Raw genomic sequence first — 26,603 nt, 5'->3', positions numbered from 1 at the left:
AAATAGCACAAATCAGCGGTTTTAAGCGGCTTGCAAAGGCGGCGTAAATCTATTTGATATTTTATTAACATACAAAAAACAGTAAAAATTTCTAAAAAATAAACGGCCTAACCTGTCAGGCCATTATTGTTTTTATTCAAAAATACCAAATATTTATACTGTGAGGCTATCTGAAGGCCTGACCATATTTTACAATTAAAATTCCCGTATTCTGTAAATCTGATATTCCCGCGGCATATTGTCTAAATCCCGGCGGCAGAAACGAAGGCAATCCTGTTTAGTCCGAGTTTCGCCGCCCTTATATCAAGCCAACTTAATTGAAACCATTTCCCGTTTTAAATCTGCGCCTGTGGCTCCGCCTGAATTTAATGCGCCGTCTTTGCAAACTGCCGTTTTGAAACGCTTAAATCCAAATAAACAGAAACCGGAGGTTTTACAGTCCCCCGGTTTTATGAATTCGTCAATATTATTTTAATCAAAAATCCGTATATAATACTGGTTAAATTACCGTATGCCACAGAACCGGTTAAACCGGGCCCAACGCGCATACGCCGCTTTCCGCATATTAAACATCATGGGGCGTATGTTTTGCAAATCGTATCTTTACGCCGCAAAACAATCGCCTTCTCCTTACGTTACGCATGCCCTCAACGCGCACTTTATCGGCCCGCTGTTCCTTTAACGGCAGAGCGGATATTTAAATACCGTCCTTATATTTTTCCTCCAGATCCTTTTTATATTCGCGCCAGTCTGACATATATTTGTCAATCAGTTTATAAAAATCGGCGCCGTGGTTCCGAACCTTAAAATGCATATATTCGTGCAGTATAACCTGATCGATACACTTAACGTCCGCCTTTATAAGCTGTAGGTTTAATGTTATTTTACATTTTTCAATGTTGCATGTCCCCCAAACGGATTTCATATTTCGTATGTCCAATGCCGCCCTCGGTACGCCCTCGCCGCTTATAATCGAATAAATCTCCTCCATGCGAAGGCTAAAAACCTTTTCAGCTTCCGTATAAAGCCATTTAAGATACATTTTTTTCACAGCCTCATGGTCGTCCGCCTTTTTTGTATATATACTAATAACATTTCCGTCAATTAAAACCCTTTCGCCTTCGCCTTCCTCAACGTCAATAACGCAAAGCTGCCCCAGGAAGTATACTTTTTTTCCTGTGTATACGCCGCTGTCGGGTTTTGTTTCATTATACCTTTCAATGGCGGCCAGGTTTCTTATGATCCATTCGGCGCGGCTTTCGACAAAATCGTTTATATATCCGCTCGGCACTCTCCTGCCGGCCGAAACCATTATTTCCCCGTGCTCGTTAATCCTTATATTAATATTTTTAACCGGTTTCCTCGTCAAAGTGTATTCTATAGGTATGCCCATATAAGAAACAGATTTCCTGCTCACGTTTCTCACCTTTTGTAAAGTTTTCTTATTTCTTCAAACATCTGAGAATTCTCCCTGATTTTTGTTTCCGAACCGAATGTGCATACCGCATTGTTTTCCATAGATTTATCGAAAATCTCGCCGAATACTTTAACGTCGTTTGCGCAAACGCTTAAAAGCTCGTCGCGTTCTTTCTGCACGTCCTCTTTAGAATATCCGTTTATATACCTTGATAAAGCCGTTTCAAAACGATCCGCATTGCTTTTCGGCCTGTCGGCAACGTTTACCGCGCCTAATGTATAGCGCACAATGTCTTTTTCCGAAAGGGAAACGTTTTTAAGGAAACTGCCTATATCCCTAAAATTCTTGTATGTGGAAGCCACATTCGGATCGCGGTATGAATATGCATAAACTCCGCCGTATCTGTCAAAGCCCGCGCCGCATCCGTATGCGCCGCCTTTAACGCGCACTTCATTCCACAAAAATTCAGTATTTATAATATTTTTAATAACGGACATCTTGCCGCTGTAGCTGTAGCCGGCCTTGGCAAAATTCCCGCACATGGCATTATACACTATCTTGCTGCCCGTTTCTATAGCTTCCGACAAAATTTTCCCGCCGAAAACAAATTCCGCGTCGGGATTTTTCCCGTTTGCAAAGCTTTGCACAAGCCCTTCCGCGCTCCTTGAAACAAATCCTGCGTTTTTATCGTCGGAGCACGCGGCAACAATCAGGTTATCCCTTGTAAATATAAGGTCGGCTGTCTTTTTGAGGTTTTGCGCCGTTTCTTTTGGATTTTCGGCCGCGAGCTGCAAAAAGTCGCTGAAAGCTATTCCCTTGGCCAAATCCTCATACTCGCCTGCGGCGCTCAAAAGCGCCTCGCATCTTGAAACGGCGGCCGCATGGCCGTTATTGTCATATCTTCTTTCATACTCCGCCTTTAAGTCCAGTATTATTTTCGTCAGGTTGTCAACGCTGCTGTAAAGGCTGCCGAATATTATTTCTTCCATTATTTCAAACATTTTTTTGCCGTTTCTTGCAAGGGCCTTGCCGTTAAGCGACATCACCGGTTTAAATCCGTCCTTATTTTTATATACGGAAAGCCTTCCGGCGATACCGCCCGTATACATATTTATTTCCGTAGGGAGCGTTTCATAATCGTACCTCACCGTATCAATCCTGCCCAAAACCCTTGACAAAAGCCCGGCATACGGCACAAGCTCCCTCGGCACTTTGTTAAGCGTAAACATGATTTTCCCGTATATAATCCCGTTCGTATCAAGCGGTATAAAAAGAGATTTTACTCCCCTTATTTCTTCCCCGACAACCCGGTCAAAAGAAGCTTCCTTTTTAATATCATCCTTTTTAAGCATGGGTATAGTATCGAGTATTTCCTGACTGTCCTGGGCGCTTTGGTATTCGATAAGCTCTTTTGTTTCCCTTACAATACTTTCAACCTCGCTGTCCGAAAGCGATTTTTTATACTCGTCAAGGCGTTTTTGAAGCTCCGCTTCAAGCCTTTCTTCTTTCCCTTCTTCCGCGGCAACCGCGGCTATGGAATGTATAGGGCTCATTAAAATATTTTCCTTGATTATATTTTCAAAATACCCGTCCTTTGCCCTTTCGCGCATAATATCAAAATATTTCCATATTTTAACGGCTTCAACCGGGTTTTGTCCATGGAGCCATCCTTTCATCATATCCATGCCGTAGGCAAGGCCTTTCGGCCTGTATCCGTAATCGGCCTCCCTCAAAAGAAACTCGTAATAATTTATGGCGGATTCCACAAGTTTAGGATCAAGCCCTGTCTTTAATATGTCTTTAAGCGAATTAAGCACGGTGTCCTTAAAGCTTCCGATTTTACGGCACGACGTATTTTTTGCAACGATACTGAACACCATCTGCTTTGTGGTGTTGTCGAACCATCCTTCCACGCTCTGTGCTATTCCTTTATCTATAACGGCTTTTTTAACAGGCGACGCGCTTGTTTCAAGAAGCACATAGCTTAAAACGTCCATGCTTAAAGACAAAAGCGTATCTGTAGATTTTCCCACTACAAAATTAAACGAAATCATGCTTTCCTTGCCTGTTTTTGTCCCTTTGGGAACGGAAAACGTATCCGAAGCGAACCCGCAGTGGGTATGCGCGGGCTCGTCGGCTATATCGTTTTTAATTTCCTTCCTGTCATATTTTTCAAGATAACCGCTGTTTATGCGTTCAAGGGCATACTCAACGTCCATATCGCCGTAAAGATAAAAAAAGCTGTTTGAAGGGTGATAATACTCATTATAAAAGCCGACGAAATTCTCATATGTCAGATCCGGTATATTTTCGGGATTTCCACCGCTTTCATATTTATATATGGAATCTTTAAAAAGCGTTTTATTTATAGTTTCTCCTAAGAGCCTGTCCGGCCCCGAAAAAGCCCCTTTCATTTCATTATATACAACGCCGTTTAATTTAAGCGGCGCGTCTTTATTTTCAAGTTCGAAATGCCAGCCTTCCTGCATAAATATCTTTCTGTCCCTGACGGCGCGCGGATTAAAAACGGCGTCAAGATATACGTCCATAAGGTTTTTAAAGTCCTCGTGATTGCAGCTTGCCACAGGATACATTGTTTTGTCGGAATATGTGAGGGCGTTAAGATAAGTATTTAACGAACCCTTAACAAGCGTATTGAACGGATCCTTAGCCGGATATTTTTCGGAACCGCATAAAACGGAATGTTCCATAATATGGGCCGTCCCGCAGTTGTCCGAAGGCGGAGTTTTAAAAGCCACAAAAAATACTTTGTTTTCATCGTTATTTTGAGCATAAAAAAGTTTTGCTCCCGTTTTTTCATGTTCAAAAACATGGCAACGGCTGTTAATATCTTCAACTTCTTCCATTTGGATAAGTTTAAAACCGTTGTATATCATGCCTGTTTCAAATTTATTCATTTAAATCCCCTTTCGCCTAATCGTTTTTACCATCAAGTTTAAAATCGTATAACCATATTATAACTAAATAACGGCAGTTTGGGAACTGTTAATGTTAAATAAATATCAAGGACCTTTTCAATACATAGTTGACAATTTACTTGTCCCGATAAAGGCGTCAATACTTTTAAAACATTTTGGCCTGCCGTCTTGCAATAAGTCTTTCATTCCTTCAGCATATCAGGAAAACAGGCGCATGTATATAAAACTCCGCCCTTATTTAATATATATAAAACTTTCATTAACATACGGGATTTATAAATTAATTTTTCAGTTTAACAGCCGCCTTCGGTTAATACATTTTTACGGAGGAATACCGGAAATTCACAATAATTTAACAAATATTTTATATTATGTTAAATACATTTTTCAACTTATGGTGTATAAAAAATATAGAATATTTTGCAGAAAAATTTTAAAAAAACTATTGACATTCTGTGATAACTAAATTATAATAATTATCAGTTAATAATAATTTAACACAATTTAAAAATACAACTTTATTTAAGGAGGATTTTAATATGAAAAAATTTGTTTGTTCAGTTTGCGGTTATGTACATGAAGGTGACACAGCTCCTGAAAAATGTCCTGTATGCGGCGTTGGCGCCGATAAATTTAAAGAGCAGACCGGTTCTCTTGAATGGGCTGCAGAACATGTTGTAGGCGTTGCAAACGGCGTAAGCGAAGATATCATCAAAGACCTCAGGGCTAACTTTGAAGGCGAATGCTGCGAAGTAGGCATGTACCTTGCAATGGGCCGCGTTGCACATAGAGAAGGCTATCCTGAAATCGGATTATATTATGAAAAAGCCGCTTGGGAAGAAGCGGAACATGCGGCTAAATTTGCTGAACTCCTCGGCGAAGTTATCACAGATTCTACAAAGAAAAATCTTGAATTGCGTATTGCGGCAGAAAACGGCGCAACAGCAGGCAAAGTAGACCTTGCAAAACGCGCTAAAGCGGCTAACCTTGACGCTATCCATGACACAGTGCATGAAATGGCAAGGGACGAAGCTCGTCACGGCAAAGCATTTGAAGGCCTTTACAACAGGTATTTCGGCAAATAATTATAGATACATAAAAACGGAGCGTTTTAGGCGCTCCGTTTTTTATTTTCGAATATCAAAGGCGCCCGCGCCCTACCTGTATAAACTAAATATGAACCATATTCTATATGTTTGCAATACGTTTAATTTACAATGGCATATATAATCCACATAGTAATTTTTTTCGGGCTTCAACGCCGCAAATACTTGACCGACCTCTTGAGCCACCATTTTTGTAACGCTCCGCGCCGCGATTAACACACGGTTCGTACACTTGCCTGCGGCAAACCTGCATATTTACGCCTTGAATAATAAAAAAATTTCTCTATGCATAGCCAAAGAGCCGGGATATAAATTAGCGTCTTAATGGCAATGAGAGAGAGCACAGACATAGACGACTCCAAGGCAAATGCTTTTTAGCCACTATTATGCCGGCGATCCCTTTTCCCAATCATATATTCCCTTATAAAGTGAAGATATACCCGGCCCTGTCCGTACTTCATCAAAAATCATGCCCTAACTCCAAAAATATATTTTATATCCGTACGGATTAAAACAAATCCAATCTAATAACCTTTTTAAGTTTCCTGTATATGTTATCTGCAAAAAACTTTTTCCCCATAATAGGCAAGCCCCTTTTGACTGTAATAAAGCTTTTGATTATGATGTTTCATACAAGTTTTTATAATATATATTTTTTGATATTCAATGCATTTATAAGCGGCTTGCCGGCAAACAGCTTAATCTTACATACGGTTTCAGTTTCCATTTCCGAAAAGCCCACAGCCTATGCTTTTTATTAAAAGGCGGAACATGTTCCCCGTATGGCGTTTATCGGAAACTCTCAATTTTAGACAATACCACGCCCGCCGCCGAAAATGACGGTTCTTTAAATATATAAGACGCCGCCTTAATCGTCAGAAGCATACGTTTTATATTATTTGTTAAATTAACTCCAAATATTAATCCTCATATAAAATACATTTGTTCATATCAGTGCATTTTTGCATATTGATATAAAATTGCACTATTGATTTTTCTCCCTAAATTACTGAATAAATACATAATAAATATTTTTTTCAATGCAATTTTGCATTGATATATATTACAATCTTTAGATATAAAATCCATAAATCCTGATTTTTTCAATACGGGCAAATCAAAAATGTTTATAAATTTATAACCAATAACACTCTGTTTATTTGCCGTTTCATTATCATTTTTTATAATATTCTCACATTTTCACACTCAAAATATAGATTATAGCACAAATAACATTTTATTTTTTTAAATTATTTGAAACTTTGGCACAACTATTGCTTTAATAACACGCGTATATTTTTGTTAGACATAAAACTTTATTTAAGGAGGCGACGCTTATGCGGAAAGACACAATTAAAAAAACCGGCGTCGGTTAAATGCCGGGATGTGCGGAAAAATTATATTTTCAAATTCAATGCAGGCCGACGCACATCATGTCAAGAATTTCTCCGCGGCCTGTTCGGAAGCGGCAAGTTTGTTAAAAAAATGACTTCCGCAAAGCAATTAAACAGTTAAGCGTCCTATTTTCAGCATAATGCATGATCTGTTTAAGCCGTCCCCTTTGGCGGAATATAATAATTATCCGCGTCATTAAACCGATTTAAAACGGATGCGCCCGAATTAGCGGGCAGGAATTTTACATTAAATAATTCCACGGTCAGCCGCCGAAGGAACTGTCAGCCAATTCAGAAGGAAGGGAGAAATAGTATGAATCAAAGTTTAATGTTATTAGACACAATGACGAACAAAGGGTATCTTGAAATAGCCAACTCCCCTATGATGTGGGCAATGGTTATACCGACGCTTATAGTCGTATGTCTTCAGGCATACATATTTATACGCGACGCGGTTAAAGCCGGCCCGATAGTCGGCCTTACAAGCAAAGAAACAAAAGAAGCTATGCGCGCCGGAGCAATCTGTTCCATAGGCCCCGGGCTTTCAATGTTCACCGTAATGATCGCCCTGATGAGTATCCTAGGAGGTCCTTTCGCCTGGCTCCGCCTTTCAATTATAGGCACTATGACAACCGAAATGCTTGGGGCAACCGCCGGAGCAACCGCCATGGGCGTGGAACTGGGCGGCCCGGATTACGGGATTATAGCCTTTACATGTTCCGTTTGGGTAATCACGTTAAATACATGGGGATTTTTCATCGTAAACCTTCTTTTTGCCCACAAAGTCGAAAAAGTTAAAGTCGCAATCGAAAAACATGATACGCACCTTTTCGACTCTGTCGGCTTATGTGTAATGATAAGTTCAATAGCTATGTTCCTCGCAGGCCAGATGGTCGGCGGAACAGGCAAGCTTATAGCAGGGATTGCAGGCTTTATAGTTATGTACATACTGCTTTTTATATCGGACAAATTCCCGAAATTAAGGGAATATAACCTTGGCATTTCAATGCTTCTTGCTATATTTATCGCACAGTTCTTTGTAGATATGGGAGGTATGTAATATGGCTAACACAAAATCCAACGCTGATATTGACAAACGATTTTATGAAGAATATACCGTCGGCATGATAAAACGCGGCCGCCTTACAACCCTTATAGCGGCCCTGCTTACTTTCCTCCCGGCTCTCTATTTATGGCTTGCGCTTGGGTTTAAACCCACATGGAACCAGATTGCCGAGGGGTGGTTTATAATATTTTCGTCGTATTTTATTATATATTTTGCAGAACCGCTCGGCTTCTATCCGATAATGGGTCTTTCCGGCATATATATCGGCTATCTTGCCGGAAATATACCTTCCGTCCGCCTTCCGGCCATGCTGAGCGCTCAGGCTGCCGTCAACGCCCCTGCCGGAACTAAAAAAGGCGAACTCGTCGGCACTATAGCCATAGGCATGTCGGTTTTCGTAAACCTTGCGTTCGTTACCCTGGCCGCTGTTGCCGGAGTAGGTATTTTAAACATACTGCCCGAATTTGTCATAAACGCGTTCGACTATACGCTTCCCGCAATCCTCGGCGGCGTTATGGCCCAATATTTCAGAAGCAACAAAGTATTTGTGCCTATTATACTTGTAATCTGTATTATTCTGCAAAAAGCTCCTATCCCAACAATCACGCAGTTCCCCGGGGCAATAATTTCAGGGTTCTTAATAGGCCTTTATATGTACCGGCGCAAAAAGAAACGCGAAGAGCAAGCATAATAGTCAATTCACACGGACGCCCTGTCTTTAAGGGAAATATTCTTTGAGGTGATAATCATGAAAGATAATATAATAAAATTTTTTCCGTTTTTACCGTTTGATTACATAGCCGTTGAGGAATATCTTTCCCAAATGCTTGAACAGGGCTACCGCCTTAAATGGATCAGAGGAAATTTTGCGGGGTTTGAAAAAAACGCCGGCAAAAACATAAGATACGTCGCCGATCCATATGCCGTTTCATCCATACTTAATTTCAGGCGTTTTTCAAAAACGCGTCTCGACAGCTATACGGAAAACGGCTGGTATTTCACGGGCAAGGCAAGAGGATGCTATGTATTCCAGTCTGATTCGGATGAAACGGAACGTCCGAACCTAGATGATAATTTAAAGACAAAAATAATAGATTCCCAGCTTAATTTTGCCGCGATATCTTTTGCCTTAATAGTATTTGTATTTTGGAAATGCCTTTCATCCCCGGCCGTTGTATACGCAATACTTTTAACAAATATTTACATTATTCTGGCGGCAGGGCTTCTGTTCCTTGCCGCATACGACATTTTTTATATATTTTTCCTTGCGCGGCAAAAAGCGCGCATAGGAACCGCAAACGAGGATTTCTCGGTTAAAGGGGCAATAAAGCGCGGAAAAATAAACGCGTTCAAAAATTCTGTCTTGCTGGTTTTAATTATCGTTGCTTTTATACTTGAAATAATTAAAACTCCGCAGGCTGTCGTGTTTGCATTAATACCCCTGTCCGTAATCGCCGCCGGCACAATTATAATAAAGTTTGTTTCAAAAAATATCAAGGAACAGCTCGGAAAATATTTGCTGCCGATTGTATCCGTAATAGCTCTGGCATTTTTGCTAATACTTCCATCGGCTATAAACGGCCTTAAGAATTTAAGCGCGGCGCCTTCGGCGGAAAAGTACGCGGAAAGTCCACTTCCGCTTCTGCACGTATCGGATATATCCGCTTCAAGCCTTGAAACTTCAAGCGTTAAAGAAAACATTTCCATACTGGGAGAAAATATACTTTACAGCGAAACCTCCGGAAACGGCGTCCGGGCGTTTACAAATTACAGCAGTATGAGAAACGAATTTTTTGCCGAGTGCATATTCAATTACCTTTATAAACAGGCTCCCGTTGATTACGGCGAAGAGTTTAAATTAATATCCATAAACGGATACGATACATATGCGCTCGAAAAGAGCCGGATTTATCTTACCAAAATCGGAAAAACGGTATTTTTATTTAATATAACAGGCATGCCGGATAATACCGACTTAAGCGGTATCATAGGCGATTTAATTTTAACGGCCCCCGAAATACCTGACGACGGCATAACGCAAAACGGCGTGGTTCCGATTTTCGGCAGATAAAACCTTCTTTTGTTTCATCCGGCTTATTTTATTTAAAATATTATAAAGAAACTTTTAATACCTTTTATGCAATTACTTTAAATCAGGCTATATGCGGATTTATCTCTTAAATCTGCTTATAAGTAAAATAATAAAGAATCGGAGGGTAATTTATTATGATTAAAGATTTTTTTGCAGACGTAGTTTTTAAAAATGCCAAAGCAATAACCGTAAATAAAAACGACGATATAGCCGAAGCAGTTGCAGTCAGCGGCAATAAAATCGTTTATGTAGGCACAAACGAAGGCTCCGCCGACTATATCGGAAAAGATACAAAGGTTATTGACGTAAACGGCAGGACGCTTATGCCGGGATTCATAGACGCGCATATACATTTCTGCCTCTACGGACTTTTAGATCACGGCGTTATCAATATCGACTATTCAAAAGCCAAGTCCATAAGCGACATAAAAGAGCTTATAAGGCAGGACGCCAAAACAAAAAAGAAAGGCGAATGGATAAAGCTTTCAGGTTACGATCACAATAAGCTTGCCGACAAACGCCATCCGACGACTGCCGATCTCGACGAAGCCGCCCCGGATAATCCGGTTCAATGCACAAGATGCTGCGCGCATATGGGCGTATATAACAGCCTCGCCCTTAAAATAGGAGGCGTGGACAGCCCGGCCAAATTTGCCCCCGGCGAAGTCGTAGTTGACGAAAACGGAAATCTCACGGGGCTTTTAAAGGAAACCGCTCATATGTACATGAGTACGAAAGTTGAATTTTCAGACGAGGAAATTCTCGGCGGCCTTAAAAACTGCGACAGCATAATGATTGAAAACGGCATAACTTCCGTCCACGACGCCGGCGCTTACGGCGCTCTTACGACAAGGCTTTATCAAAAAGCCTGCCAGGAAAATATAATAAACGTAAGGCTACGCCCAATGATATTCGACATGTTCGGCAAAGACTCCAACAAAAAATACATCGAAAGCTTTTTGGAAACAGGCGTATACACGGGGGCCGGCAATGAAAAATACCGCATAGGTCCCGTTAAGATAATGACTGACGGCAGTTCCAGCGGGCCTTCATCCGCCACGCTTGAACCATACTGCCACGATCCCAATTTAAAAGGCATACTTGTATGGAACCAGGAAGAAGCCGACGATATTGTTATGAAGGCGCATAAAGCCGGCTATCAAATGACGGCGCATGCCGTAGGGGATATGGCCGTTACGCTTATGGTAAACGCATACGAAAAAGCCTTGAAAGCCTATCCGCGCAAAGACCACAGGCACAGGATCGAACACTGCGGCATAACGAACCCGGATTTAATCAGGCGCATAAAAGAGCTCGGTATCATACCGATCTCGAACCCGGCGTTTATAACAATAAACGGAAGCGACTACAACAGATTTTACGGAAACAGGGTCGATTACATGTTCGCTTTAAAAAGCTATCTGGACGAAGGCATAATCACAGCTATCGGCTCTGACGCTCCCGTAACGCATCCAAACCCGATGTACAGCCTTTACGGAGCCCTCAACCGCGCCGATTACAAAACAAAAGACGTTGTAGGCGAAATGCAGAAAGTCGGTATTCTCGATATAATCAGGATGTTTACATATAACTGCGCATACTCAAGTTTTGAAGAAGATATAAAGGGCAGTCTTGAAGAAGGCAAGCTTGCCGACATGATAATACTTTCAGAAAATATACTTGATTATCCGACGGAAAATATATTTGACATTAAGACCGATCTGACAATGATTGACGGCAAAATTGTGTACACCCGTTAAATATCCAAAATCCATGCCGTTTGAAAACCCTCCCGGCGTCGTTATAAACGTAAGGGAGGGCTTTTTATTATATAATATAAATTTAACGAGCTTTAATTATTTTCATTTATTATATACGTTTTACATTTCGGAAATTCCCATATATGCCGCTTACGTTTAGCTTCAGTTTACAAGGGCGCATGCGCTCCGCAAGTAAAAATTTTCCGCACTTCCATGTTGTATGAGCCTTAAAACGCAAAAAATTTTTCCCTCATGATGTTGGAAAATTTTAACGGGCGTAAGCGGCGTAAGAGCAAGACGCCGCGGCTCCGACGGCAAGCGGAACGCATCCGTTGCGCCGCCGGAAACCGTTTAACCGTTCGTACTCTTGTAAATCGAAGGCAGATTATAACCGCACTGTCAAATCCGCCTTCAAGTGCACAGCGAAAAAATAGCCAAACACATAAATTGCAATAATGTGTTCCGTCACAACTTCCCTTTTGTTAAATTCCGCAATAAGCCTATGCATAATAAAATTATGTCGTCAGGTTTCATCCAATAAAAAAACTGCCCGCCGCGCCGCCACAGTTAAGGCATTGCTTTAAAATGTGCCTTTTCCTGTTTATAAAGCCGCGCAACGGACAGTTATTCAAACCTTTATAAATAAAGGTACCCTGCTGTATTAAATATAATTAAATGGGCTAACATTATTCAAAAAGGGTTTTCATCTCTCCATAAAAGCACTGTCCACCTGAATTTAAAAATTCTCTCCTGCATATAAATCTCATATTATATATACAGCAAGAAAGAGCAGTAATTTTTTAAATCATAAAATATAAAATTTTTTAACTCCATGTTCACACAATGTGTGTTTTTGATCACTTAACAACATGTAAATTAATAATATTTATATTTTGTGTCTGATTCCGATTTGCCATTGTCATAATATACCGTAACTTTATAATATACCCTGTAGCTTTCACTTGGATCGTATTCATAAGAATCTTCATACGAATAAACCTTTTTATCATATGCATTTCCCGTCGACGAAGAAAGCTTCCGCCATGAACTTCCTACAAGCCTTTGAAGCTCAAGATAAACAGTTATCCTCTCGGCCGAAAGTGTGTTTACCGTCGCCGCATACACAATTTCCCCGTCAATTTCAGTTATCGAATAAACTATGCTGTTAATATTTTCATAATAAGGGGATATTTCATACTCTTTATCCGCCGCAAACGCTTGAATACCTCCTCCCAAACAAAGCAATGCCGTCATCAGTAAAACTCCCAGTTTCTTTTTCATACACTTTCCTCTCCTTTGTAAAAATATTCTCCGTGCGGCAATACGCCGTCACTAAACGGCTGTAAATCCATCCCCGACCAATAAACAGCACGGCGTTTCCTATCCAGATAAATCATCGCCGAATATTTATAAATATGAATTTAATTGCCGTTTCAAAATAAGTAACCTTGCTTAAACGGATAATTTTACATAAAAATCAATTTTTTTACATATTTTTTCTTTCTAAAAATTCCGCGTTTAAATATTGCTTCGTTACGGCACGCCAAACCCGAATACCTCCCCGTATTAAACCGCACTTTCATATAACATCGCGCATAAACTAAACACAGCCTTTACGGCGTCACTTCGGTCTAACGGTTATCTGCTTTCAGTTTGCAATGGCGTACACGCTTCACATGGTAAATTTTTTCTCTTGTTCATTTCAAATACCTTACTTAACTTTCAAATTTTCCTTTGGAAACCATGTGCGTCCTGATTCCCACACGGTTTATACATTTGCCGCGGGCAAGCCTTTGCATTTGCGCCTTGAAAAACAAAAAATTTCTCCATGCGGACTTGAAAAGTTGAGGACAGCGTTATCCTTTTAAAATCAAATAAAAATATGCAGGCGCCGCCCAATCGGCGTCAAACGCTTTTGCCTCCGCTATTATGCCGATAATACCTTTCTCAACCATGTATGCCCTTGCAAACTAAGTATTTCCTTAAATAAAAAACGGCCTGTGTCCGCCGTTTTAACCTGCGGGCATAAGCCGGTCATTATGTATATGACTTTACCTATATTTAAAATGTATGCCTTTTTATCTCTCAACAGCCTTCATGCTTTCTGCTATTTCAAGCATTTCGTCAATTCCCTCCGCGCCTGACAACTGGAAATAAAACCCCCCGTAATTCCAGCTTATTAAGATCCCGTCCTCGAATTTCTGGAAGTATCCTTTCACACCGTTTATATCAATCTCCTTATATGCCGAATGTTCCAAATCCAGATTATATGAAACAGTGTCGCTTATCCCTTCAGATAAATAAATCGTATCCTTGCCATTATCGTATGATATATTAACTAAAGATTTCCCAAATTCAATACTGCCGACTCTATATCCCGGCGTCATATATCCGGGCACATAAAAGCGATCCCAGCTTTCAGGCATGCCGCTGAAATCGTAATTAAGATTAGTAGTATTGACGGATAAGTCCATATCGGTCCCATTATCTGTCAAAATAGCGGTTATAAACGATTTTAAATCAGCGTCGGCAGTATATAACGCCATGCTTCCCGTAAGTATAAAAACTGCAATAACGGCCGCCGCTTTTCTTTTTTTTAATCTTACTTTGCGTTTGTAATATCCGTTTTTAAAAAGTTTGTCTATTTCCTTTTTATATTCCTTAGAATATTTCGGTTCGTCTATTGTTTCAAGTTCGTCTATATATCTTTGGCCGTTCTCATCGGCTGTTTCATCCAACGCCTTTTTTGTCAGAAATTCCAAATAATCGTCGCACATTTTATCAGAATCCCTATTCATCTTTGTTCCTCATTTCCGTAATGAATTTCTTAATTGTGTTTTTTGCTCTGGATATTTTCACTCCGGCATAATTTTCAGAAATATCAAAAATCTTGGCTATTTCTTTTAACGTATAACCGTAAGTAAATTTTAACATAAGAATTCTCGCATCCTCTTTGCGTATAGATTTAATTGCCTTTTTCACGTCGTCCTTATCAGTATCAATACTCACATGCCCGTTAAAATGCCCATGCGGCGTTTCTATGCCCTCGTCGTATGGGATTTCGGCTTTATTACGTTTATTATATGTATTTATTGCACAATTTTTCAAAACCGTAATCATAAAATTAACAGTCCTTTGTTCAGACTGGTTTTCAATTTTATGAAGGTTCTTTGAAATTTTAAACCATGCATCCTGCAGAGCATCCTCTGTATCATGATGATTTTTAAGTATATCATAGGCATATTTATACAATAACTTGTTATATTTTGTATACAAATCATAAAAACGCTTTTCATCATTTTCAGAGTTAAAAACTAAAAACATTAATTATTCACCACGTTTTTCCAGACTTTAAACCTATTAGAATATATCACACTTTGAAGTTTAATAAAATAAAAAATTTCCAACACTCACAAAATGTGGATATTTATAGATCAAAACGCACATAATTAAATGTTTTGTTAAATTAATTAAAATCTGTAGTTTTAAAACCTCCGCTCCCCCGTTTCCGGCAGCTTTAAAGCTTTCAAAACGCGGGAGCCCAAAGACATATAACCTTTTACATATTTTTTAATCATCGTATGGAAAAAATAATATTCCCCTTTGAAAAACCTCCTCCCAAAAGATCTCCATGGGCTTTTGCCGCTTCGCCGAGGCCGTACCTTCCGCCCACAACAGGCCTGAAAAACCCATGTTCCATAGCGGATAAAACCGCCCGCATACACCCTGAATATTCTTTTGCTTCCGCGTTATATATCGACATACCTATCACCGAAGAATCTTTTATCATCAAAAGCCTTGGATTAAATTCAATAGTTCCCCTGTTTCCAACAACAACAATCCTGCCGCCCATTGACAATATTGAAGCGTCGTTTTCAAGGTTAACATTTGCAAGGGATTCTATTATGACATCAACGCCCTTGCCATCCGTTAAATCCAGTATCTCTTCAAAATGCCCTCTGTCATTATGGTTGAAAGCTTCATGCACGCCGTTTTCGTAAAGCTGCGGCATGGTTTCCGCACTTCCGCATGTGCCAAACACCGTAAGGCCGGCGGCATTTGCAAACTGCGACGCGGCAGTCCCCATAGCTCCGCTTGCGCCGTGTATCAGGACCGTTTCTCCGGGCCTTATGCCCGCTTTATAATACAGAGCCCTGTAAGCGGTAAGGGCCGGCGTGCCAACGCACGCTCCCTGCTCAAAACTTATTCCTTCCGGCAGAGGCATAACGGCCGTTTCGTCACACACAACATATTCGGCGTATGTTCCCGTGTTGCGCTTGGCCTGCAGGGCCGCCACAAAAACGCGTTGGCCTTCAAATAAGTTTTCAACGCCCGCTCCCGTTTTATCGATTATGCCTGCTCCGTCACACCCCGGCACATACGGTATAGACGGTTTACAGAAATAAAATGTTCCCGTTCTCGTATACGCCTCCGACGGATTAATTCCGGCGGCATAAAGGCGCACCCTGACTTGATTTTTTTCAGGTTCCGGCGTCGGTATATCTTTAAGTTCCAATACTTCCGGACCGCCGAAACTGTTTGCCTGAACAGCTTTCATAAAATTCTCTCCTTATAAATAAATGTATAATTATTTTGTCCGGATAAATACAAAGTTATAAATTTTTATTACCCAACAGAGCACATTTAATCCCTTTAAATAAACTGCATTGTTTATATTTTTTTACAAAAAAAAGCCGGATATTTATTAATATCCGACTTTAGAATAAAAAAATTCCGCCGACAATATTCTGCCTTCAGTTTGCAATGGCACACACGGTTGAAAACATCATTAGCGGCATAACAGCGGCGCCAAAAACATTTGACGCTGCCTAGGCGGCTTACTTCTTCCTTAAAATTTATCATGCGGAGCGCGTATACCCTTGTAAGCTGAAAATAACAGACATCTGTCGACATTTGTTTCTTTAAAATCTGCTTAAATAAATGCATTTTCAATTCTGATATAAGCATTTTAAAATTTTTCTGATCAAAACAAGCCTTCAATTCGACGTTTCGCCGAAAAACTCATTCTCATTCCCCCAAAATCCTTACGAAAACCCTGCCATTGTCAATCCTTCAAACTTTCCGTTTTTATGCCTTGCCAGCCAATATACAAAAATATTATTTTTTGCAGACAAAAGGCCGGATAACTGATATCCGGCCTTTTAATTCCTATTATTTGTCAAGTACTGCTATAACTTCAACTTCGCATAAGAGGTTCTTCGGAAGCTGTTTAACGGCAACGCATGAACGCGCCGGCTTACTTGTAAAATATTTTCCGTAAATTTCGTTAAAAGCGGCAAAATCATTCATATCGGCGATAAAACATGTTGTCTTAACAACATTTTCAAAGCCGACGCCGTTTTCTTCAAGTATAGCTTTAAGGTTCTGCATAACCCTTTCCGCCTGTTCTTCGATTGTTGTGCCTGCTATTTCGCCTGTTCCCGGCATAAGAGCTACCTGCCCCGATGTAAATAAAAAACCGTTAACTGCAACTGCCTGCGAATACGGTCCGATAGCTGCCGGCGCCTTGTCTGTGCTTGTGAACTTTAACATTTTCAAATCTCCCTTCATCATTAAACATAACATTAACCATGTTCAATAATTATATACCTAAAAATTATTTTAGTCAATGGATTTTATTTAAGCATCTGCAAATTTTAAAACAAAATTTAAAATTATATTCCGTATTATCGACGCCAAAACCCTTTCGTACCATTTTTTTGAAAAGAACGGTAAAATTCGTCCGCTGTAAAAAACTTCGTCAATTTTAACTTTTTGTATTGAAGCGCTTACGTTAACGCCAATTTTACGCCGTCTTATAGATAACAAAAGCGGGAACATCCAAAATCTGAATTTGCTCCCGCTTTTAAACATATACCCCTGACGAACGTTTACTGAAATAAAACCTTTTAGATACGCGGCTGACTGTCCATAAAAAATGTATCCGCACTCCGCCCCATATATAACCTTAACTTACCGGAATGTTACTGCGCCAAAATACAGTTAGAAAATATTATGTCGCTTAAAAACCTTCTATTCTTCTTTATCTTTATATATTATCCTGTCGCGTCCCTCGGCCTTTCCGCGGTACAGCCTGGCGTCCACAATACTTATGAGCTTTTCGGGATCGCTTTCTTCATTGAAATCGGCCGCTCCGAAAGTAACCGTAACCGATATATTTTCACCGTTAACGCTTAGATTTGCCCGTGAAATTTCTTTGCGCAGTTTGCTTAGGCAGCCGTATGCCTTTTCCTTTCCCATATCTTCATATATAATCATAAATTCCTCGCCGCCCCACCGAAACACAAATCCCAAGTGTTTCATATGCGCCTTAATTACATCCGCTATCATCTTTAAAACGTCGTCGCCGACCTGATGCCCGTATGTATCGTTAATGCGCTTAAAAAAATCAATATCCGACATAGCAACAGTAAAACAGCTCCCTTTGCGGCGGCTTTCAAGCATCAGGTTTTCAAGCACAACATCGCAGCTTCTCCTGTTATAAAGTCCCGTTAAAGGATCCTTGCCCACAAGATCCGTAATGGAATCCCTCAGCATAACGGCAAAGCGTCCCATTTCACCCACTTCATCCTCACGCTCGATCACATATGGATTGATCTGCGCCGTCAGATCCCCTTTTGCAACCTTTTCAAGGAACATCTTTGTTTCGTTAAGGGAAAATACAACTTTTCTGCTGTAATACAGCACTATCACGGTAACTATAGCCATAATCCCAATTTCAACAAGACATACCATAACTATATTTCGGTAAATATCCGTCATGGCGTCATCCCTTGACTTCCCGGCAAACATCATGCCTATAATTTCGCTTTCGGAATTAACCAAAGGCATATAATAACTGAAATACCTCTCATCGTTAATAACCAAATCATCGGAAAAAAATTCCTTCCCGTTTATTAAAACTTTCCTGACGGCCTCTTCCGGAGCTGCAGTTCCCGTCGCCCGCGAGCCGTCCTCGCCCTTAATTGTGGTTATATGCCTGACATCCCCATAGAAAATAGTTATATCCGCGCCAGTCATCCTTTTCATATAATCCACAAATCCAAATTGGCCGCTTAGCTCATTTTCCCCTTTAAACAGCTTTCCGTTAATTACATTGTACTCCCCCGGATAAAGAAGTTCATAGCTTTGGTATATGGAATGAATAAGCATATTCAAATTGCTTTTTGTTTCCTTTTTATAGCTTTCATAAAGCAAGTCCGTACTTATCGCCAATACGGCAATCCAAAAAATAAATAAAGGCCATATTGTAAGCGAAATAAGGCTTGTAGTTATACTTCCCTTATTATTCATATTATAAATCCCCTGCAATAATAGTCTGCAAACGCTTATTTAAGTTTAATACCTTTACATGATATAGTCAATTTAAAAATTTCATTTATAAGCCGCTTCAGTTTACAAGGGCACACATGCCACACAAGGAAAAATTTTCCGTATTTCAGTGCTGCATATGCGCCTTGAACCGCAAAAAATTTTTTCCTTGTTAGGCCGGAGAGTTTCAGCGGACGTTAGCGGCGCAATAGCAAGGCAAAGACTGGCAGGTGCTGCGGTTCCTACGGCAAGCGGCTTTAACACAGCTATTGCGGCGCTAACGTCCGTTAAAACCGTGTGTGCCCTTGTAAACTGAACCCGGCCAAAGACAAAAAAATAAAGCGGTGGAAAATACTCCACACCGCTTTAAACTGCCCAGACTCGGAATCGAACCAAGGACACGAGGATTTTCAGTCCTCTGCTCTACCAACTGAGCTATCTGGGCATACCTTATAAATATGCAGACATTCATTCTGTTGCCTAGTTATCATAGCAAAAAGGCAGGCCGTTGTCAAGCTTTTTATTTCCTTTTAATGAATATTATTAATAAAACAAAAATTCACCCACATATTGAACAGGCGTCAAAATTGCGCCGCATATACCTTGCCTGCTTTTAAAAAGTAATAAAATGTATATTATTGGATATAATAAATCCAGCCGACATATTGTAATAGCCGTTTTAAGGAGCATTATCTCCTGACGACTAAAATTAAAATAAAAAGGAGTGGCAAACAATGACTCGCATATATGACCTTGTTATAATAGGTTCAGGCCCTGCCGGCCTTTCGGCGGCAGTATATGCGCAAAGGGCCCAGCTTAACGCCGTTACGGTTGAAAAAGCCCCTTTAAGCGGCGGTCAAGTGCTTACAACAAACGAAGTTGACAATTATCCCGGGTTCCCGAGTATTTCCGGGTTTGATCTCAGCATGAAACTTAGAAAACATGCCGACGATCTGCTTGCCGTATTTATAACGGACACAGTAAACGGCCTCTCGCAAAGCGGCGGCATAATAGAGGTTTTGGGCCAAAAAAACCGCTATAAAACACGCTCGGTCATTATCGCGACAGGCGCCGTCCATAAAAAGCTGGAAATACCGGGAGAAGAAAAATTTTCTGGCCGAGGCGTATCATACTGCGCCACATGCGACGGTATGTTTTTTAAAGACAAAACGGCCGCCATTGCAGGAGGCGGCGACGTGGCCCTTGAAGATGCGGCTTACTTGTCGCGTATATGCAAAAAAGTCTATATAATCCACAGACGCGACACATTCCGCGGGGCCAAAAGCCTTCAGGAAAAGGTTTTTAACAGGGAAAATATAGAAATAATGTGGAATACGGAGGTACGCGAAATAAAAGGAACCGATTTTGTTTCGGAAATAATAATCGAAAACAACAAGACAAATGAGAAAAAAGCTTTAAAAACCGACGCCCTTTTTGTTGCGGTAGGCGTCGCCCCTGTAAGCGGCATATTTAAAAATACAGTGGAAACCGACAGCGGCGGTTATATAATAACGAACGACGACGGAGAAACGTCGGTAAAAGGAATATATGCGGCCGGCGACGTTACGAAGAAAAATTTCCGCCAGATAATAACGGCGGCAAACGACGGGGCAAACTGCGTTGCAAGCATTGAAAAATACCTCCAGGAAATACCCGCTTTAACATAACTAAACTCTAGGGCATTTAAATGCGATTTTTCCGCCGCCAACGTATTTCTTTGCCAAACGCCGCGGCCGCTTTAAATTTTTATCGGGAGTATCTCCCGTAAATGCGAATATACAGTTTCGCGCATATTAATTATAAAAAGCCTCCGGAACTAAACATGCATTTTAAACTGGAAACCGCCTTAAAAGCGGAATTGCAAAATTTCGGTATTTATACCGAAAACAAAAAAGCCCGGCGGACAGACTATCCGCCGGGCTTTAAAAACAGGGGCAAAAGGACTCGAACCCTTGACATTTGGTTTTGGAGACCAACGTTCTACCGACTGAACTATACCCCTATAAAAGCTCCCCGAGTAGGGCTCGAACCTACGACCCATCGGTTAACAGCCGATTGCTCTACCACTGAGCTATCGAGGAATATTAATAATATGCTTTTAAGAAAACGGAGAAGATGGGATTTGAACCCATGCGCCGCTATTAACGACCTATCCGCTTTCCAGGCGAACCCCTTCAACCACTTGGGTACTTCTCCAAAAGGTTTGACTAACAACAAGCATACTATATAAAAAAATGGCGGAGAGGGTGGGATTCGAACCCACGGCCCCTTGCGGAGTCACCGGTTTTCAAGACCGGCTCCTTAAACCACTCGGACACCTCTCCACAGTTCCGCCATAAAACGCTTCACGCGTTACGAACATTTATATAATACACTCAATAAAACCTTTTGTCAACACATTTTTTGCAATTAATTATTTTTTTTCTTGTTTTTTCTTCTTGAAGCCATAATACCGCCTATTTTACCGCTTTCTTTGGCCGTAAGTGATTTCCAGCCGCCCTCTTTAACCTTATCGATAAGCCCCATTTCGGCTGCGATTTCATATTTAAGCCTGTCCTCTTCTGTCAGAGCTTCAAGAGTGAATTTTTCTTTTGCCATAATATCATCCTCCCAACATGTAATAATCTTCCCATTTTTCAAAAAAATTATACGCCTGCCGCGCCGCCGCATAAAAAAATCCATTCCCAGAGTTCCGCAAACAGAATTCCTTACGCAATAACCGCCCCACGAAATTCTCCGCCGGCTTTGAAAAATCAACCATAAACACAAAAAACGCCGTCCGGCAGCATAAAGATTAAAACAACATTTTAAACTGAATACGCTTTAAATTTATAACGCGATAAACGCTCCTCATGGTAAATTTTTCCTGATTTCGGCGTTTCAAATACTTGACATAGCTTTTAAAAATCCCCTTAGAAAAACGCTCCGCGCTGTGATTGTCGCATATTTCCTAAACTTGCCTGTGGGCAAGCCCGCATATTGAGTTTTGAACAACAAAAAAATTTCTCCATTGGGGGTAAAATAGGCGATGGCGGCATTAACGCTTTAAGCGCAATAAAAAAACATGGTTTTGGCCCAAACAAATACATTTGGCGCCGCCGTTATGCGGCTGATGCCGTCCTCATCCGCATATGCCTTTGTATCCTGAAAATAAGATTAGTTTCAAATAAATATAAAAAGCGCGGGATAATTACGAATACATTTAAAAACAGCTGTGACTACGCGAAATATTGAATACAATTTATTAAATTCGGTTTTCTCTTTAAGTTTGGCTGTGGGATATTATTAAATAAATAAAATGAAGCGGCGTTAAAGCCGCTTTTTAAAATGAGTGCAAATCGATGATAAAGGATAACGCCGGCTTTGGTTTTAAATTTCCGCCGTCAATGCGCCTTCCTCCGTAAGTATAATGGAATTTTCACTGTCAAGCGGCACGTTTTCAAATATTTTAGTAGAGCTGTCGTCAGAGAACGTAACTTCAATTTCCCATCCTTCATCTGAACTTGGGATAGAATCGGCCTCTATTTTGACAGGTATCATATATCCGCTTTTCCATATGCCGCCGTCGATAGATATTTCCGTCCATTCACTTTCGCTGTCGGGGCGGATTGAAAGCTTCGATATATTGCGCCCTATATCGTTGCCGAGCTGGATTGTCAGGCTTTCCCTTTCGCCGTCATCCGGGCCGCTGTTTTCCGAACCGTCGTTCTTTTCGGTATTTTCATCATTTTGATCGTCCGATGCGCCGTCGGTTTTATCATTGCCGTTTTTATCAGTATTTTCCCCATTTGTAACCGGAGCGGAAGTTTGTTCTTTATCTTTATTGCATGATGTGAAGGCAAAAACGCTTAAACCTATAATAATAGCCGCAATCAAGGGCTTTGCATACCTTTTCATATTATTTACCTCCTTTATATTTCTTTATTTAAATTTTATACTGGTTTACCGTAAAAAGCAATATGTTTAAGAAAGCTGTAAATAATATAACAAAAATATATAATTTTTTAAAATTCTGCATTAACGGATAGTAATATAATCGCATAAATTTCCATATCATACGATATTGCATTTTATATTATAAATCTGTGCCGGGAACATTTCGGCTGCCATATAAAAAATATTGCGCAATATCAATTATTATAGGTATATAATGCATAAAACTTTATTTAAACAGCGCACAGGCATGCGAAATAAACGCGCGCGTTTAATTATATAAATTCCTTCCCATAAAAGTCAGTTTTTATCTTCCTATTTCTATTATATCGTCCGCAATTTTTTTGCAAAAATTCCTGTCGTGTTCTACAAAAAGCAGAGTAGGATTATTGGCCAGTATCAGCTCTTCTATCTGCATCCTTGAAATAACGTCGATAAAGTTAAGCGGCTCGTCCCAAATATGCAGATGCGCTTTCTCGCAAAGGCTTGCCGCAATCAGCGTTTTCTTTTTCTGGCCTTCGCTGAAAAATTCCATGTCTTTTCGGAACTGCTCACGGGAAAAATCCAATTTCCTTAATATGGCTTTAAATATATGCTCGTCTATGCCTTTTTCGGCGGCATAATCCGAAAGCGAACCTTTAAGAAACGATGTATCCTGCGGCACATACGATATTTTTAATCCCGAGCCAATGTTCAAGTAACCGCGGTATTTAATATCTTCTCCCAGTATCAGCTTTAAAACTGACGATTTTCCGCTGCCATTATGACCTGAGAGGGAAATACGTTTTCCGTTTTCTACTTTCAGGGAAACGCCGCGGCATACTTCTTTTTCGCCGTAATAGATAGATATATCTTTTAATTCTGCGAGTGTTGTTTTTCGGTAACTGAGTTGGGAAATTTTAAGCGTGTCGGAAACTTCAATATTTTTAAGCAGTCTGCATTTTTCCTCAACGGCATTCTGCCTTCGATTTTCAATGCTTTTGGAACGCTTCATCATTTTCGCCGCCTTATGTCCTATATATCCCCTGTCGGGACGGAGCCCGGAGTTTCTTTCGGCAAATTTTGTTTTTTCAACGGAATAAGACCATTCGGCTTTTTTCCGTGCCGACGCTTCAAGACGGCCTATGTCTTTTTTCAGTTTTTCGTTTTCGGCAAACTCAAAGGCGTCGGTTCTTTTCTTGTTTTCAAACCATGATGAAAAATTCCCTTTCTGTATTTCTATATCAGTTTTGTTGATTGAAAGGGTATGATCCGTACACATATCCAAAAAAGCCCTGTCATGCGATACAAGTATAAATCCCTTTTTGGAATTCAGGTATTTTGCAGCGGCTTCACGGGCATGCATGTCAAGATGGTTTGTCGGTTCGTCTATAAGAAGAAATTTGTTTTCGTTTAGAAACATAGCGGCAAGAAGTATTTTTGTACATTCTCCTTTTGAAAGCGTGTTAAACGGATGGTATAAAAGCTCGGCGTCGGCTTCCAAAAGGGAAACTTCGCGTATTATTTCCCAATCCATTGCGTTTGGACAAAACTCGGCCGCAATGTCAAAGGCCAATGCTCCGCCGTCTTTTACGTTAAAAGGGAAATACATAAACTCAACGTCAGACGATATACTGCCGCCGAACTCATATTCATTTAAAAGCAGTTTTAAAAAAGTTGTTTTTCCGCGTCCGTTGCGGCCTGTAAAGCCAAGCTTCCAATCTGTGTCAATCTGGAAACTTACATTTTCAAACACATTGTCAAAACTTCCGGGATAAGAAAAAGTCAGATTCGACACGTTTATTAACGACATATTTAAACCCTCCCTTGTAGAAAATAAAAGCCGCAGGGAAAATAATCCCAACGGCTTATAAATTTACACGTCAAAATAAGGGCCTTTGACAAAGTATATTATAAAAGAGATTATTTTTTCCTGCGCGCGCAACAAAATAACAGCGGAAATTCCGCACAAAAGCTACATATTGCGCTTAAATTAAAAATCAGCAGGAAATAATAATCATAATTTCACCTCGTTTTTAATATTATGCGGCGCATAAAACCAATTTAAGTCCGTTTCGGCCGCCGCATAATATGTTTATATCATACGAAAAGCAAAAAATCAAGTTAAATGAATAATAAGGCGCAAAATATAGAAGAATGTATTTAAACGGACTTTTCGGGAACGTAGATCTATCAAGTGTACGGGCCTTGTAAAACACAGCTTTTGTACGCCCGATTTTGATTTTTGGGGCGGATTAATAGTCTTGACGAGGTGTTATAATGGTTACTGTAGGCATTGTTGGCAATAACAGTTATGATGTGCTGGAAATTATGAACGCCATGTTTGAAAAAAGCGGGGTTAATTATCTGTGCGCTACGGCGCTTAATGCGGCCCAGCTTGCAGACGCTTTTGTGGAGGCGGTTAAAATAAAAGCGTCGCATTTAATACTTAATGTAGGAGAACCCCCGGATAAAGTTTCCTCTCTTAAATTCGACGTGCTTGTTTTCCTTATAAACAACGGCGCCGACAAACTCGGGCTTGGAAATATGCTTAAAAAAAAGAGCTATCTTATTCTAAACTGCGACAAGCCCCTGCCGAAAGAAATATACACATATTCCGATACTACATTTATAACATGCGGTTTCAGCCGTACTGCAAGCGTAACCGTTTCGGCTGTCAACGTGCCCTTTGAAGAAAAAATACTTTACTGCCTTCAAAGAGAACTTTTTAATATAAAGGGCGAAAAAATAGAGCCGGCCGAAATATCGGTTAATGTCGACGGCCGCCGCGCAACCGAGGCCATGGCGGCTATAACGGCCGCAATGGTTTCGGGAGTAAGCGTGTAATCGTACGTCTGATAAACTTGCGGTAATATTTGGCCATAGGTTGAATAACTATATTATAAGCTTAAATATATACTTGTGAGGGGAGTTTTATAATATGCCTAAAAGTACAATGGCCGAAAACAACAGCCTTTTAATTACGGGGGAAATAGTTTCCGATACATCGTTTAGCCACGAGGTTTACGGCGAGGGGTTTTACACGTTTGCTTTAGCTTCAAAAAGGCTCAGCGGCAGCGAAGACATACTGCCCGTTACCGTTTCAGAAAGGCTTATACCGGCAGGAGGTTTCCCGACGGGAACAAAGGTCCGCGTCAAAGGGCAGATAAGAAGCTATAACAGCTACGAAAACAAACGCAGCAGGCTGATATTAACTGTGTTTGCCAAAGAAATAGAAGCCGGGGAATTTAATGATGAAAACGAAATATTCTTAAACGGATATATATGCAAAAAACCCGTTTACAGGACAACGCCGTTTGGGCGCGAGATTACGGACGTGCTTCTTGCCGTTAACAGGGCTTATAATAAATCGGATTATATACCGTGTATATTTTGGGGCCGCAACGCCAAATATACTGGAGGTATTGAAATAGGAGAAAATATGAGAATTTGGGGCCGTATCCAAAGCCGTGTATACAATAAAAAGATTGACGACGGCTTTGAAGAAAGGACGGCGTATGAAGTTTCCGTCAGCAGAATTGACAAAGCTGTTGAAAAAGACGGGCATGAATACGAGTATTGACA

19 protein-coding genes and 5 tRNA genes are annotated in these 26,603 nt (G+C 40.5%); 8 read left to right on the top strand and 16 right to left on the bottom strand.

Translation table 11 applies throughout. The annotated features are described in order from the left end of the window. Nucleotides 1–697: 697 nt before the first annotated feature. Nucleotides 698–1,417, bottom strand: coding sequence for a M48 family metallopeptidase (locus tag NE664_08810; GenBank protein ID MCQ4726754.1), 720 nt, complete (start codon nt 1,415–1,417; stop codon nt 698–700). 5 nt (nt 1,418–1,422) lie between these two features. Continuing rightward, nucleotides 1,423–4,335, bottom strand: coding sequence for an insulinase family protein (locus tag NE664_08805; protein ID MCQ4726753.1), 2,913 nt, complete (start codon nt 4,333–4,335; stop codon nt 1,423–1,425). Nucleotides 4,336–4,895: 560 nt separating this feature from the next. Between NE664_08805 and NE664_08800 the strand changes: the two genes are divergently transcribed. The 5 genes from NE664_08800 to NE664_08780 all read left to right on the top strand — a co-directional run bounded on the left by NE664_08800 (nt 4,896) and on the right by NE664_08780 (nt 11,774). Further along, on the top strand, nt 4,896–5,441 hold the full coding sequence (locus tag NE664_08800; protein MCQ4726752.1) for an NADH peroxidase: 546 nt from the start codon (nt 4,896–4,898) through the stop codon (nt 5,439–5,441). Nucleotides 5,442–7,169: 1,728 nt separating this feature from the next. After that, entirely contained in the window at nt 7,170–7,916 is a 747-nt protein-coding gene (locus NE664_08795; GenBank protein MCQ4726751.1) for a DUF5058 family protein, read from the top strand. Nucleotide 7,917: 1 nt separating this feature from the next. Next, nucleotides 7,918–8,613, top strand: a complete 696-nt coding sequence (locus tag NE664_08790; protein MCQ4726750.1) for a hypothetical protein — start codon at nt 7,918–7,920, stop codon at nt 8,611–8,613. A 57-nt stretch (nt 8,614–8,670) separates the two neighbouring features. Further along, a complete protein-coding gene (locus NE664_08785; protein ID MCQ4726749.1) occupies nt 8,671–9,993 on the top strand; it encodes a DUF2812 domain-containing protein in 1,323 nt (440 codons plus the stop codon). 155 nt (nt 9,994–10,148) lie between these two features. After that, nucleotides 10,149–11,774, top strand: a complete 1,626-nt coding sequence (locus tag NE664_08780; GenBank protein ID MCQ4726748.1) for an amidohydrolase — start codon at nt 10,149–10,151, stop codon at nt 11,772–11,774. A gap of 876 nt (nt 11,775–12,650) precedes the next feature. Here the strand turns inward: NE664_08780 and NE664_08775 are convergent. The 7 genes from NE664_08775 to NE664_08745 all read right to left on the bottom strand — a co-directional run bounded on the left by NE664_08775 (nt 12,651) and on the right by NE664_08745 (nt 19,551). Beyond that, the gene (locus NE664_08775) at nt 12,651–13,055 is read right to left on the bottom strand and encodes a hypothetical protein (GenBank protein ID MCQ4726747.1); all 405 of its coding nucleotides are present in this window, start codon (nt 13,053–13,055) and stop codon (nt 12,651–12,653) included. 797 nt (nt 13,056–13,852) lie between these two features. Beyond that, the gene (locus tag NE664_08770) at nt 13,853–14,572 is read right to left on the bottom strand and encodes a DUF4367 domain-containing protein (protein ID MCQ4726746.1); all 720 of its coding nucleotides are present in this window, start codon (nt 14,570–14,572) and stop codon (nt 13,853–13,855) included. After that, the gene (locus NE664_08765; GenBank protein MCQ4726745.1) at nt 14,565–15,098 is read right to left on the bottom strand and encodes a sigma-70 family RNA polymerase sigma factor; all 534 of its coding nucleotides are present in this window, start codon (nt 15,096–15,098) and stop codon (nt 14,565–14,567) included. The genes NE664_08770 and NE664_08765 overlap by 8 nt, the downstream gene beginning before the upstream one ends. 250 nt (nt 15,099–15,348) lie before the next feature. Further along, a complete protein-coding gene (locus NE664_08760; protein ID MCQ4726744.1) occupies nt 15,349–16,332 on the bottom strand; it encodes an NADPH:quinone reductase in 984 nt (327 codons plus the stop codon). 614 nt (nt 16,333–16,946) lie between these two features. After that, nucleotides 16,947–17,327, bottom strand: coding sequence for a RidA family protein (locus tag NE664_08755; GenBank protein MCQ4726743.1), 381 nt, complete (start codon nt 17,325–17,327; stop codon nt 16,947–16,949). Between the two features lie 480 nt (nt 17,328–17,807). Then, entirely contained in the window at nt 17,808–19,088 is a 1,281-nt protein-coding gene (locus tag NE664_08750; protein ID MCQ4726742.1) for a diguanylate cyclase, read from the bottom strand. Nucleotides 19,089–19,478: 390 nt separating this feature from the next. Beyond that, a tRNA-Phe gene (locus NE664_08745) sits at nt 19,479–19,551 on the bottom strand. A gap of 289 nt (nt 19,552–19,840) precedes the next feature. On the opposite strand from NE664_08745, the gene trxB reads away from it, so the two are divergent. Beyond that, nucleotides 19,841–20,773 (top strand): thioredoxin-disulfide reductase, encoded by a 933-nt coding sequence (gene trxB, locus NE664_08740; protein MCQ4726741.1) that lies wholly within the window; start codon nt 19,841–19,843, stop codon nt 20,771–20,773. Between the two features lie 262 nt (nt 20,774–21,035). On the opposite strand, the gene NE664_08735 is transcribed toward trxB, so the two are convergent. The 7 genes from NE664_08735 to abc-f all read right to left on the bottom strand — a co-directional run bounded on the left by NE664_08735 (nt 21,036) and on the right by abc-f (nt 24,831). Beyond that, a tRNA-Trp gene (locus NE664_08735) sits at nt 21,036–21,108 on the bottom strand. A 7-nt stretch (nt 21,109–21,115) separates the two neighbouring features. Next, a tRNA-Asn gene (locus NE664_08730) sits at nt 21,116–21,187 on the bottom strand. A 26-nt stretch (nt 21,188–21,213) separates the two neighbouring features. Beyond that, a tRNA-Ser gene (locus NE664_08725) sits at nt 21,214–21,302 on the bottom strand. 39 nt (nt 21,303–21,341) lie between these two features. Beyond that, nucleotides 21,342–21,430 (bottom strand) — tRNA-Ser (locus NE664_08720). 85 nt (nt 21,431–21,515) lie between these two features. After that, on the bottom strand, nt 21,516–21,704 hold the full coding sequence (locus tag NE664_08715) for an alpha/beta-type small acid-soluble spore protein (protein ID MCQ4726740.1): 189 nt from the start codon (nt 21,702–21,704) through the stop codon (nt 21,516–21,518). A 771-nt stretch (nt 21,705–22,475) separates the two neighbouring features. Beyond that, nucleotides 22,476–23,003, bottom strand: a complete 528-nt coding sequence (locus NE664_08710; GenBank protein MCQ4726739.1) for a hypothetical protein — start codon at nt 23,001–23,003, stop codon at nt 22,476–22,478. A gap of 343 nt (nt 23,004–23,346) precedes the next feature. After that, on the bottom strand, nt 23,347–24,831 hold the full coding sequence (gene abc-f / locus NE664_08705) for an ABC-F type ribosomal protection protein (GenBank protein ID MCQ4726738.1): 1,485 nt from the start codon (nt 24,829–24,831) through the stop codon (nt 23,347–23,349). Between the two features lie 467 nt (nt 24,832–25,298). Between abc-f and NE664_08700 the strand changes: the two genes are divergently transcribed. Further along, nucleotides 25,299–25,865: a hypothetical protein gene (locus NE664_08700; protein MCQ4726737.1), complete on the top strand. Its 567-nt coding sequence runs from the start codon at nt 25,299–25,301 to the stop codon at nt 25,863–25,865. A gap of 94 nt (nt 25,866–25,959) precedes the next feature. Beyond that, nucleotides 25,960–26,601: a single-stranded DNA-binding protein gene (locus NE664_08695; protein ID MCQ4726736.1), complete on the top strand. Its 642-nt coding sequence runs from the start codon at nt 25,960–25,962 to the stop codon at nt 26,599–26,601. The last annotated feature ends 2 nt before the right edge of the window (nt 26,602–26,603 follow it).

Source organism: Anaerotignum faecicola (assembly GCA_024460105.1).
Taxonomy (GTDB): domain Bacteria; phylum Bacillota; class Clostridia; order Lachnospirales; family Anaerotignaceae; genus JANFXS01.
This window is presented reverse-complemented; position numbering and strand designations above follow the sequence as displayed.